Source organism: Pedobacter sp. KBW06 (assembly GCF_003852525.1).
Lineage (GTDB): Bacteria > Bacteroidota > Bacteroidia > Sphingobacteriales > Sphingobacteriaceae > Pedobacter.
Genome location: NZ_QAJL01000004.1, coordinates 744,495 through 756,319 on the forward strand (window position 1 = coordinate 744,495; position 11,825 = coordinate 756,319).

Annotated in this window: 12 protein-coding genes; 5 read left to right on the top strand and 7 right to left on the bottom strand. The window is 43.1% G+C overall.

All coding sequences use genetic code 11. The annotated features are described in order from the left end of the window. Positions 1 to 10: 10 nt before the first annotated feature. Together DBR43_RS25420 and DBR43_RS25425 are read right to left on the bottom strand one after the other, a co-directional pair. Positions 11 to 1,654 (bottom strand): M14 family metallopeptidase, encoded by a 1,644-nt coding sequence (locus tag DBR43_RS25420; protein ID WP_124586089.1) that lies wholly within the window; start codon positions 1,652 to 1,654, stop codon positions 11 to 13. A gap of 110 nt (positions 1,655 to 1,764) precedes the next feature. Beyond that, positions 1,765 to 2,979: a hypothetical protein gene (locus DBR43_RS25425; RefSeq protein WP_124586091.1), complete on the bottom strand. Its 1,215-nt coding sequence runs from the start codon at positions 2,977 to 2,979 to the stop codon at positions 1,765 to 1,767. 144 nt (positions 2,980 to 3,123) lie between these two features. Here DBR43_RS25425 and DBR43_RS25430 point away from each other — a divergent pair, with 144 nt between their 5' ends. Then, positions 3,124 to 4,524 carry an aldehyde dehydrogenase family protein gene (locus DBR43_RS25430; RefSeq protein ID WP_124586093.1) on the top strand — a complete coding sequence of 467 codons (1,401 nt, stop codon included), beginning with the start codon at positions 3,124 to 3,126 and terminating at the stop codon, positions 4,522 to 4,524. 12 nt (positions 4,525 to 4,536) lie between these two features. On the opposite strand, the gene ygiD is transcribed toward DBR43_RS25430, so the two are convergent. The 5 genes from ygiD to DBR43_RS33050 form a co-directional block, all read right to left on the bottom strand. Continuing rightward, complete coding sequence (gene ygiD, locus DBR43_RS25435) at positions 4,537 to 5,364, bottom strand: 4,5-DOPA dioxygenase extradiol (RefSeq protein WP_124586095.1); 828 nt, start codon at positions 5,362 to 5,364, stop codon at positions 4,537 to 4,539. 87 nt (positions 5,365 to 5,451) lie between these two features. After that, on the bottom strand, positions 5,452 to 6,024 hold the full coding sequence (locus DBR43_RS25440; protein ID WP_124586097.1) for a YceI family protein: 573 nt from the start codon (positions 6,022 to 6,024) through the stop codon (positions 5,452 to 5,454). An 83-nt stretch (positions 6,025 to 6,107) separates the two neighbouring features. Then, positions 6,108 to 6,920, bottom strand: a complete 813-nt coding sequence (locus DBR43_RS25445) for a hypothetical protein (protein ID WP_124586099.1) — start codon at positions 6,918 to 6,920, stop codon at positions 6,108 to 6,110. 7 nt (positions 6,921 to 6,927) lie between these two features. Next, the gene (locus DBR43_RS25450; RefSeq protein ID WP_158622594.1) at positions 6,928 to 7,464 is read right to left on the bottom strand and encodes a heavy-metal-associated domain-containing protein; all 537 of its coding nucleotides are present in this window, start codon (positions 7,462 to 7,464) and stop codon (positions 6,928 to 6,930) included. A 100-nt stretch (positions 7,465 to 7,564) separates the two neighbouring features. Then, positions 7,565 to 7,963 carry an HYC_CC_PP family protein gene (locus tag DBR43_RS33050; RefSeq protein ID WP_158622595.1) on the bottom strand — a complete coding sequence of 133 codons (399 nt, stop codon included), beginning with the start codon at positions 7,961 to 7,963 and terminating at the stop codon, positions 7,565 to 7,567. A gap of 94 nt (positions 7,964 to 8,057) precedes the next feature. Here DBR43_RS33050 and DBR43_RS25455 point away from each other — a divergent pair, with 94 nt between their 5' ends. Genes DBR43_RS25455 through DBR43_RS25470 form a run of 4 tightly spaced genes read left to right on the top strand, consistent with a single transcriptional unit; the run spans position 8,058 to position 11,807 of the window. Beyond that, positions 8,058 to 8,786 carry a peptidylprolyl isomerase gene (locus DBR43_RS25455; RefSeq protein WP_124586103.1) on the top strand — a complete coding sequence of 243 codons (729 nt, stop codon included), beginning with the start codon at positions 8,058 to 8,060 and terminating at the stop codon, positions 8,784 to 8,786. 31 nt (positions 8,787 to 8,817) lie between these two features. Further along, complete coding sequence (locus DBR43_RS25460; RefSeq protein ID WP_124586105.1) at positions 8,818 to 9,588, top strand: exodeoxyribonuclease III; 771 nt, start codon at positions 8,818 to 8,820, stop codon at positions 9,586 to 9,588. A 3-nt stretch (positions 9,589 to 9,591) separates the two neighbouring features. After that, positions 9,592 to 10,836 (top strand): imidazolonepropionase, encoded by a 1,245-nt coding sequence (hutI, locus tag DBR43_RS25465; RefSeq protein ID WP_124586107.1) that lies wholly within the window; start codon positions 9,592 to 9,594, stop codon positions 10,834 to 10,836. Then, complete coding sequence (locus DBR43_RS25470) at positions 10,836 to 11,807, top strand: formimidoylglutamase (protein WP_124586109.1); 972 nt, start codon at positions 10,836 to 10,838, stop codon at positions 11,805 to 11,807. Before hutI ends, DBR43_RS25470 begins: the two co-directional genes overlap by 1 nt. The last annotated feature ends 18 nt before the right edge of the window (positions 11,808 to 11,825 follow it).

An 11,825-nucleotide genomic window follows, 5' to 3' on the forward strand; every position in this document is an offset into this window, starting at 1 on the left:
GATCTGCAAATTAGAGGGAAACGTCAATCATCTTACTTCCCGAAGAAGGGCTTCCTGCTTCGATGCTTATTTTACCTGGGCCTTTAATGAGCCAGCTCAGTTCTGTATATCCCTTGCCCGGAATCACCTCCAGCAATTGGTTTTTCCTGCCAGACAGAACAGTCTGAGCCGTACCTGTGTTTATTTTTACCGAGATTTTTTTAAGGAAATAGCTCTTTTCCCCAATTTTGGTTAACGTCGGAAAAATGCCCGTATTCACTACTTTTACAGAAACACGGCTTAACCCTCCTTCTACTTTCTCCGTTTTAAGGCCAATGAGATCAATCTGAGGGGCCATCCCTGCAAGAGACAGCACAAAGTCTGTATGTTTTTTAACAATGCCTTCAACCAGCTGATATGGAGGATTTGACAATACAAATGGGTCAAGCCCTCCTACTTCTACCGTTTGTCCGGGAAAATCAGGATGGTTCAGCACTTTCCATTCTGTAAATGTGTTGGTAATCCCTTTGCTCTGTGCCCAACGCAGGTATTCGGCGGTAGGGTCTGCTATCGTAAATGCTTTTTGTTTCGTTGCGCTATCTGGTTTTACTTTAGGCAGCCACCATCCCGGGGTACTAAAACTCAATCTGCCATAATGAAAGTAAGCCCATTGGGAAAAGTCACCACTTTCGGGAACTGTTTTAGGTGCATCTTTAGCACCAATGATTTTATTGTATTTTTCAGAAACCAGTGTATTTACTTTCGCATCAGACTCAGACCAACTGCTAATGATCCTTTTAGATAACCCGGCCTGATTGACCTGTACAGGCCATGAAAGGTTATTCTGAGGCCCAAAAGTAACTACTGCATATACATTAAAAGCATCATAAAGGAAATCAAACAAAGCACGGTTTTCCAGTTCAGAAACTGCAAATTCCCCGGCTCCCGGGATAAAATTCTTATAATTATAACTGGAATTCCTATTAAAATGGACGCCCTCAGCCCCATCTTCATTGAAAGCCCCGTCTTTATCATTATCCAGTCCTTCCGGTATTAAAAGGTATTGCCCTGTTGCTCCTTTTGCAGCATCTGCAGGAATCAGGGAACGTGGATCTTCAGGATTCAGTCGAAAAGTACCTGTAGGGTCTGCAATACGCATCCAGCTGATCTTTCCATCACCATTCAGGTCATCAAATCCATCCTCCCCTGTTTTACCGTCACGGTCTCTGTCTATCGCTCTTGCATTTCCACTGCGTTCATACTTTATTTTCGCAAAGTACTGTTCCGTTGCATCGGGACTCATATTCGGAAAGATATAAAAGGTCTGTTTATTCAACAGATTTTTAACGCTATCTGTTCCGGAAGCCGCCAGCAACTGCTCAGCAAAACCAATTGCCAGTTCTACCCCCAGTAAATGGCTTCCTTCTACCCCACCCACCAGTGCAATAGCGGGCTTCTGTTCTACTTTTCCTGTTCCAATGGTCATCATCCATACCTCTTTTCCGGAGATGGTCTTCGTGAGAGACCTGGATTTAACCAGAGCAGGATATGTTTTGGAAAGCGCTGTAATTCTTTGGGCCAGACGGTTGTTACTGCTGTAATCTGCCTGCGCAAAAGCCATCTGCTGGCCGGCAAACAAGAGCAGAAACCCATTTAAAAGGTAAAGTTTCTTCATGCTGAGGTTTAGGTTATTCCCTGCAATTTATAGAAAAAAGAAATCACATAAACCAAAGCACAATAAGGTTTTATAAATGTTACAAGGCTTCTCTGATGCCCCTGGGGCATTTACCTGACCACCCTGCCTTTTGAATCTACATTTACATTAAAAGGGTTTAGATATTCATAGACCAACACTGCAAATTCCCTTCGTGTAATGTTGCGTGATGGCTCAAATTCTGTTTTAAATCCATAAGTGGTCTTCCATTTCTTTTTCACCTCGGCCAATGTATTTTCCGGAGATTTATTCCCGATTTTACTCACCAGATCTAAAGTGGAAGAAATGGTCATTTGTGGTCCTTTATAATCTTCAAACCAGATCTGGGCCTTATAGAAATATTCTTTTATCGGTTCTTTAACCTCCTCAGTACTGACCTCCCGGTTTGGCAAAAATCTGAGCTGTCCGGAAGAAAGAGTCCCTTTTAAAAAGCCCGACAAGCCAATAAACTGAACCGCTTTCCAATTGCTGTCTGTAGCGACGACATCTTCAAATGGCAGGATAGAAAGCTTATAACTGATCAATTCTCCCTGAATCTTTTTCAGGTTCGACTGAGAGGTCTTCAAGTCAAAAAAGGCAGCATACGCGGCCGTAGCCCCTGCTGATTGTCCCGCAGCGATACTTTGCTGATCAGGGCTTAGCTGCACCAAATTTTCTTGTCCCGGAACCAGCAAATCATATAATGAAAGGACATTTGAGCTGGAATTGTGCATGGAAAACCCCGAAGCAACACTTGTTCTGTACAGGTTATCTGTATAATTCATGGCCTTCCATTGATTCTCCTTGATTTTAGGCAACAAAAGGGCTTCATTAACCTTTCCGGAAGCATCGGCATGAACCAATACTGCTGCCCTGATCGTTCTCCCGTCACTCAGCTGAATGCTCCAGCCTCCGCCAGCTCTTTTCAGTCTTGACCATTCCCCGGTTCTGACGATCGTCAGGTTTTTAGTGCTGTCGGCCCAGGTCTTGATTACGGCATTGGCACTCGTCTGGTCGATGTAGACTTTACTGGTATCCCTGATCCCCTTCGCTTTTCTCATTCTTTTCAGAAATTCTGCTTCCAAACCAGAGGATAGGTTTTTATCGATGGGATGAATCTCACTCATTTCAAAATTCTGGTTTTCCATCAACAAAATCGTCTTTACTCCCGATACCGCAGACTGAAAACCTGCACCCAGCGCATTATTACCGTTTCCAATCACCAAAACACCTGTTTTCAGCTTTTGGCCATACCCTAACTGAGCAATTAAAACAAGTGTAAAAACTACAAACCATCCTTTTTTCATGCGTCTATTTCTATTTTTCAATCCCAAAAACGGGATCCGCTTCTGAGGGTTTCATTACTCTATAATTTTTTAGATGCCGGGAAAGCTTTCTTATAGCATTAGATCGTTTCATTTTGTATCTTTAAATAAACCTAAAGCCTTTCTATGATACAAACGATCAATTCCGTTTTTAAAGCTCAGCAAGCGCATAAATATACACTTAGAAATAGTAATGCCACACAACGAATTAATAAATTAAGTGCATTAAAGAGCAGTATAGAAAAGTATGAAAAGGACATTTACACGGCCCTGCAGAACGACTTGCGCAAAAGTGAGTTTGAATCTGCAGTAACGGAAGTAATTTTTATCTATAGTGAGATTGATTTCGCCATAAAAAACCTAAGCAATTGGATGAAGCCTCAAAAGGTAGGAAAAACCATTACCGGCTTAATGGCAACCAACAGAATTTATTATGAGCCAAAAGGCCTCTGCCTAATCATCTCTCCCTGGAATTACCCCTTTCAACTCATGATGGCCCCCTTGGTTTCTGCCATTGCAGCCGGAAACTGTGCGATCCTTAAACCTTCAGAATTAAGCTCAGAAACCAGTTCTATTATCTGCAGGATTATTGACGACTGCTTTACAGAGGAGGAAGTTTGTTGTTTTGAGGGCGATGCCGCTCTCTCTACCATTCTTTTGAACCTCCCTTTTGATCATATTTTTTTTACGGGTAGCACGGCAATCGGCAAGGTTGTCATGGAAGCTGCTGCAAAAAACCTGAGCTCTGTCACCCTTGAACTGGGAGGAAAATCACCCACCATCATTGACGACACTGCTGATCTGGAACAGGCTGCCGCGAAGATTGCCTGGGGAAAGCTGACCAATGCAGGTCAAACCTGTATCGCCCCAGATTATATCCTAATTCCAGCGGACCGGCAGGACTCCTTTGTTGAACACTATAAAAATGCCGTTACGCGGATGTTTTTCCTCACAGATGGAGCGCTTGATTTATCGAGTTACGCAAAAATCATCAATAAAAAACATTTTGAAAGGATTGAGGGTCTGATCGAAGATGCCTTAAGCAAAGGAGCTTCTATTCCTTTCGGGGGTAAGAAAAACCCTTCCACTCAAACCATATATCCTGCAGTACTCACCGGACTTTCAGAGGAGTCGGAGATCATGAAAGAAGAAATTTTCGGACCTGTGTTGCCCATCATCACCTATCAGACGACACAAGAGGCTATTGATCTTGTAAATAAAATGAGCAAACCCCTGGCCCTTTACATCTTCAGCAAAAACAAAAAGAATATCCACCAGATCATAAAGAATACCAGCGCGGGAGGAACCTGTGTAAATGATGTACTCATTCACATCAGCAATCCGAAATTACCCTTTGGCGGGGTAAATGCAAGCGGTATGGGAAGCTGTCACGGACAATTTGGATTCAAAACCTTTTCTCATGAAAGAGCCGTTGTTTTTCAATCCAGCCTGGATATGAGCAAGTTAATCTATCCACCTTATGAAAAGAAAGGTTGGGTGTTAAAATGGCTGAGAAAGCTCATGTAAGTATTTGTTTCCTTAACCAACCCTCACCGAAGTCATGGTTAATGATCCTCCAACTGCCTTATCATTGAAAAGAGAAACGGCCTCCCGGTCATTTTTCAGCCCCAATGTATACATCAGGGGCAGGTAATGCTCAGGGGTTGGAATGGCCAGCATGGCTTCCTTTCCTAAAGTCTGGTAAGCCATCAATGGCTGATGCAGGTTATTTAGAATCAGCGACTTAAATTTATCATTAATCTCCAATGCCCAGTCATAACCACCTCCATTGATCATCTCCCAGCTCATCATCCTAAGGTTATGGACCATATTTCCGCTTCCAAGGATCAATACTCCTTTTCTTCTCAAGTCATACAGCTCCTTTGCAAGATCGTAGTGATACCTGGCATCTTTTGTATAATCGATGCTCAGCTGAAGTACAGGAATGTTGGCCTCAGGATACATATGTCGTACTACCGTCCATGCGCCATGATCCAGGCCCCAATCGTGGTCTAAACCTACATCAGCACTATGGATCAGCTTTTTCGTTTCCAGTGCCAATTCAACATTTCCGGGCGCCGGGTATTCCACATCAAATAAAGCCTTTGGAAATCCGCCGAAATCATGGATCGTTTTCGGAAAATCCATTGCCGTAATGTGTGTTCCCCTGGTAAACCAATGTGCAGAAACAACAATGACCGCTGTAGGGACAGGAATATCTTTGGCCACTGCCGCCCATTGCGCACTGAATTCATTGTCTTCGATCCCGTTCATAGGTGAACCATGACCAACAAATAAAACAGGCATTAAATAATCCTGAAACGGCAGATTCTGACTAAAAGTCCTGAATTGAGTTAAGTTTGACATGAGGATTGCTGGGATTAAAATGAGGTTTGGGTATTTCTAAACACGAGCGCTTAGCCCTGCCCAAACCTTATTTAAGATAGGAACTGATTATTTTGCCTGGGCAAATTCAAGATTTAAAGAAATTTTAATGTCTTTACCTACGCCCATACCTGTCGGATCAAACTTGATGTTATAGTCCAACCTGTTAATGGTTGTATTTGCGGAAAATCCAGCCTTGGTATTTCCTTGCTGATCTTTTGCCGTTCCACCAAAAACAACGTTAAATTTCACCTCTTTAGTCACATCACGAATGGTTAGCTTTCCGTTCAGTTCATAGTTATTTCCTTTAAGTTTTTTGAAAGAAGTGCTTTCAAAAGTCATTTTTGGATACTTTTCAGCATTAAAGAAGTCGTCTGTTTTCAAATGGTTATCACGAGGCTCTACACGTGTATCCACACTGTTTACGTCAACTGTAAAATTAATTTTAGCATCTGTTAAGTCTGCTTTGGCCGCTTCTACAGCTCCATCAAATTTATTGAATGAACCGTCTACAAAAGAGATTCCCATGTGTCTTACGGAGAAATTCACGAAAGAGTGCATTGGATCAACCGTCCATTTGGTTTGTGCGAAAGACGCAGCGCTGATTGAAATCGCAACCAGGAATAAAAATACCTTTTTCATAATTTTATTTGTTAATGATTTACAAATCTATAACGAATAAGACCGATGATTGTTGATGTATGATAAGAAATAAGCAAAACCCCTTAGTTCAGCACATTGAAGAAGTTAAATTCAACTCTTGCCAGGTACATATTCTTCGTATACCTGTTCGCCATATTCCCTGCAACCTCAAAGCGATACCCCAGGTCAATTCGGGTCCTGCTGTTGAGCACCACCTGAATTGCAGGTGCAAGATCCAGATAGGAACGTCCATTCTCAGGATTGGTTTTACCCAATACCTCGAAATACAGGTTCAGGTTTGGCTGGTTATAATTCTTGTAAACAAAAGGCAGCATCAGATATCCTGAGGATAAGCTATAGCCCAGCATCTGATCCGGCTTAGGCATCCCTGTCAGTTGTTTGCTGCTGCGTTCAAAAGCCTTTGAATAGCTCAATGTTGCCGATAAAGCCAGTTTATGCAATAACTGAGTAAAGATCAATCCTCCCTGCAAGCCACTGTTGTCTCCTTCAAGATTGATGTCTTCGGTATAGGTTGGCCTGCTGCTGCTGCTGATCCGCGCAAACGCTGCTGCGCGGAAATGACTTTTCACATCATCAACAGACAAAAACCGGTACTTGCCATATAAGCTTGCGCCCTCGGCTTTATAGCCCCCATCCATATCAGAGAAAAATCCCTGTACGTGGATCATCAGGTTTTTATTAAAGCCGATCATCATCTCCGGAATCGTTCTTGTCGCAAATTTCGGATTAAAGACCCCTTCGTTTGTTAATCTTACACCAATCGACTTTGCAGGCATATTGCTGGCTGGTTCGGAGAACACATAGAGCTCCTGCGATTGTGCAGTAGTCCCCACAGCCATGGCTATGGGGATCAGTAATAATTTAAGCAACTTCATAAGAACCTTAAATGCTCAGGTGATAAATGCGGGTTTTCTTGCCGTTTACCAGTCCTGAACCATCGGCATAAGAAGTAGATTTAAGCTGTGCTGCCTTTTTCTTAAAAGAGGATCCGGAGATAAAGTTCTTGTCCACTACGCTGGCCTTTACGGCGCCGTTTAAAGTCTGGCTTTTTGCGTTTAAAAACTGATAAACATTAGTTCCAGCCACAGCAAGTCCCTGATCGTCTATTTTGGTATTGTTAAAATTGAACACAGCAGTCAGGTTCCCAATGGAAAATCCTGCATCTTCCACTTTTTTCCTGATCTGGTCGATATTTACGGCCTTATCTTTCTTAAACGTGATTGCAAACAGGTTTTTGTTTAAATCCGGTGTAATTGTACCTACAAAGTCAAGGGTTTTTAAAGACTTTTCTGTGGCCTGTGAGCACATCGAACAGGTTAACCCTGTTACCTGAAGTTCTGCAGAAGAGATTTGTTGTGCAGAAACTTTGCCTGCAAATAAAACAATGGAAAGTATGATTAAATTTTTGATCGTATTCATGAGGATATAATTTATGTTTTTGTTAGACATCTGACGCAATAACGCATACGTCAAAACCATCACAGGGATTCCCTGCAACGGTAAATAAATTATTCCTGGATTAATTTCTGAAAATGCAGTTGAAGGCGTGGAGGGAGAGCACTGATGAAAGCGGCGGAGCCTTATTCTCAGCTTTACTAAACAAATTTGGCAAGATGACATGGAGTGCATCTGAAATCAGAGGCCCTAAAAACAGCTCCAGGCTAAAATCCTTAGGTACTGCAACTTTAACCCCGGCTTCGTGGCTATCTTTAACTTTAGCCTCTACAGCGGTATCTTTACAGCAGCTGCTGCTTTTCTTCATTTTTTCTGCTCCTTTACAAGCGCCGCATTTTGCGGTTTCTGTAAAGCGGACGGAAGAAAGCTTGCCCCCACAAAAGTGCATATTCAATGCAATCCCGATGATACTCATCAGGTAAAATGCACATAAGCCCAGTGTAAGTTTTTGTCGCAGTTTCATCTTTTCACAAAATTACGCATAATTGTATGATAAAACGACTCGCCCTTTTAATAAAGCAGATTTCCCTTAACTTAGCCCTAAATATCATTAGATAATGAAGAAATTTTATACCCTAATCCTTTGTTTATGCTTTAGTGTGACCTTTGCCGCAAAGCCAAAACATCAATATGTAAGAATAAAAACAGATCTGGGAGAATGCATTGTTATGCTCTACAATGAAACTCCCCTACACCGGGACAACTTCCTGAAACTCACAAAAAAACGAATCTACGACGGGACCTTGTTTCACCGGGTGATCAGGGACTTCATGATCCAGGGAGGAGATCCTGATTCCAAAAATGCAAAACCTGGTGAACAGTTAGGTAACGGGACCGTAGGTTATACCGTTCCGGCTGAGTTTCGCGACAGTCTTTTTCATAAAAAGGGAGTCCTCGCAGCCGCCAGAGACAACAATCCTGAAAAAGCATCCAGTGGTAGTCAGTTCTACCTTGTTCAGGGGAAAAAATTCACAGACGAACAGCTTGATAACGTAGAAACAAACCGCTTAAAATCCAAAATCCCCTCCTATCAGCGGGAGGTTTACAAAACCATTGGCGGAACTCCACATCTGGACAGAACGTATACCGTTTATGGAGAAGTTGTTCAGGGCATTGAAATGATCGATAAGATTGCAGAACTGGCTAAGGACAGCAATGACCGTCCGCTTAACGATGTAAGCATGACCGTTACCATTTTAAAACGCCGTGAAGCAAAAAGACTGGAGAAAGAACTCCGGACTGCGGCGGCAAATAATCATCCTTCGGAAAATACCATCAGCCAATAACAAACTGGCTCATCACCATAAAAAAACACGAATGAAAATCATATCCTATAACGTCAATGGCATCCGTTCTGCGACGACAAAAAATTTTATCGGCTGGTTACAAACTACCGATGCTGACCTGGTTTGCCTGCAGGAAGTTAAAGCGCTGCCTTCACAGATTCCAGAGATTATCGTCTTAATTGAACAACTTGGTTATCACCATTACTGGTTCCCTGCAGAGAAAAAAGGATATAGCGGCGTAGCTATTTTCAGTAAAATAAAACCCAATCATGTAGAATATGGTTGCGGCGAAGAATGGATCGACAAAGAAGGCCGCGTTTTAAGAGCTGATTTTGACACTTTCTCCTTAATGAGCTTGTACATGCCATCCGGATCAAGCGGAGACGAGAGACAGGTTAAAAAATACGAATGCATGCGTTTTTTTGACACCTATATCGCCGATCTTCGTAAAGAGGTTCCAAACCTGATCATTTCCGGTGACTATAACATTTGCCATACAGCGATGGATATTCACAATCCAAAATCAAATGCCAATTCTTCGGGCTTTCTTCCGGAAGAAAGAGAATGGATGGAATTGTTCCTGAATAATGGTTTTATCGATACTTTCCGGCATTTTAATAAAGATCCTCACCATTATACCTGGTGGAGTTTCAGGGCAAATTCAAGAGCAAAGAACCTGGGCTGGCGTATCGATTATCATTTGGCGAGTCAGCCGATGCTGGAGCGCTTAAAAAATGTCAGCATTCTTGCCGATGCAGTTCATTCTGATCACTGCCCTATCTTGTTAGAGCTAAATCCTTAAATTATGTCGTCACTTTTAATCACTCATATCGGAACCCTTGCCGGGCTTCATCCAAAGGAAACACTCCTCCTTAAAGGGAAAGAGATGGCCAGCCTGCCTCAGCTTCAAAATGCCTGGATCTTGTGCAAAGACGGTTTAATTGAAGATTTTGGAACGATGGACCAATTGCCGGAACAGCTCCCAAACGAACTGGAAAGTGTTTCTGCCAAAGGGGGTTTTGTACTCCCTTCCTGGTGCGATTCACATAGCCATATTGTCTTTGCCGCTCCGCGGGAAGAAGAGTTTGTAATGAAAATTGCAGGTAAAAGCTATGAGGAGATTGCCGCTGCCGGTGGTGGAATTCTAAATTCTGCAGGAAAACTTCAAAAAGCCACAGAAGAGGAATTGTTTGAAACTGCCGCGCTACGGTTAAACGATATGATCAAACAGGGAACAGGTGCCCTGGAGGTCAAAAGCGGGTATGGCCTTTCCCTGGAAAGCGAATTAAAAATGCTGCGGGTAATCCGCAGGTTAAAAGAAAGCTTTCCAATCCCTATTAAAGCTTCATTTTTAGCGGCTCATGCTTTTCCATTAGCCTATAAAAATGACCATGCCGGCTATATTTCCCTCATTATCGACGAAATGTTGCCACAAATCGCAGCAGAAGGCCTGGCAGATTACATGGATGCATTCTGTGAACAGGGCTTTTTCTCTGTTGAAGAAACCGATCAATTGCTGAGCGCCGCCGCAAAATATGGATTGCGCCCTAAAATACATGCCAACCAGCTTTCTGTATCCGGAGGAGTTCAGATTGGCGTAAAACATCAGGCGGTTTCTGTAGACCACCTGGAAGCAACAGATGAGGCCGCGATCGCGGCTTTAGCAGATGGCCAAACCATTGCAACACTATTACCGTCCTGCTCTTTTTACCTGGGCATTCCTTTTGCAAATGCCAGGGCATTGATCCAATCCAATGTTCCTGTTGCCTTAGCCACAGATTACAACCCAGGCTCTACCCCTTCAGGAAATATGAATTTTGTGGTTTCCCTTGGTTGTATCAAGTTAAAAATGTTGCCGGAAGAGGCGATCAATGCCTGTACCTTAAACGGAGCCGCGGCAATGCAGCTAAGCGAACAAACCGGAAGTATTGCAAAGGGAAAGCGGGCAAATCTGTTGATCACCAGGCCAATGTCTTCTCTTGCCTACCTGCCTTACAGCTTTGGTCAATCGCAAATTGAAACCATTATTTTAAACGGTAAGGTTCAATAATGGAGGGGCTGAAAATATACGGAAAAGAAGACATCATGGCCCTGACAAGCTTACGTGAGGGAGAAACCAAGTTCGGTGAACGGGTGCAGGTCATTTCTGCGTTGGAACAACTCAAGGCCTCCACAGCGCGTTTTGTATTATTGGGGATTCCCGAAGACATTGGCGTAAGGGCAAATCAGGGGATCGGTGGAGCTGCCACGGCCTGGATCCCTGCACTTAAAGCGTTATTAAATACCCAGAGCACCTCTTTTTTAACCGGTTCGGAATTATTGGTCCTCGGGCATTTCCATTTTCAGGAACCAGCAGAATCAGACATCCAGGCCCTGCAGGGAGCTGTTGTTCAAATCGATGAACAGGTATACCCGGTCATCAGAGAGATCATTGAAGCCGGTAAAGTTCCCATTGTAATTGGGGGAGGACACAACAATGCTTATCCCATCATCAAAGGTCTTTCCCTTGCGCTTCAGAAGCCCATCGATGTGTTGAATATTGATGCACATGCCGATTTGAGACCCGCCAATGGCAGACATAGCGGAAATGGGTTCAGCTATGCAATTAAAAATGGTTTCCTCAGGAAATATGCCATTTTTGGACTCCACCAGAATTACAACAACACTGGCATTCTTGAACAAATCAGCGAAAATCCAAATATCGATGCCCTCTTTTTCGATGACTTGTTAAAAAATAATCAACCGTTGCCAGAGCAACTTCAGCCCCTGCTGAAAAACCTGGCAAACGAAACCGGATTAGAAATTGACCTTGACTGCATAGAAAACCTCTTATCCAGTGCATTTACTCCCTCAGGATTCAATATTAATGAGATCCGCAGGATAATCCTCAGTATGGAGAAGAAACTCGCTTACATGCACCTTTGTGAAGGCGCTGTCCTTCTTAACGACGGCAGACAGAGTGCCGGAACCGCGAAAGCGATCGCTTACCTCGTTACCGATTTTATCAAGGCACAAAAATAAAAAAGGGGACTGTCCCAG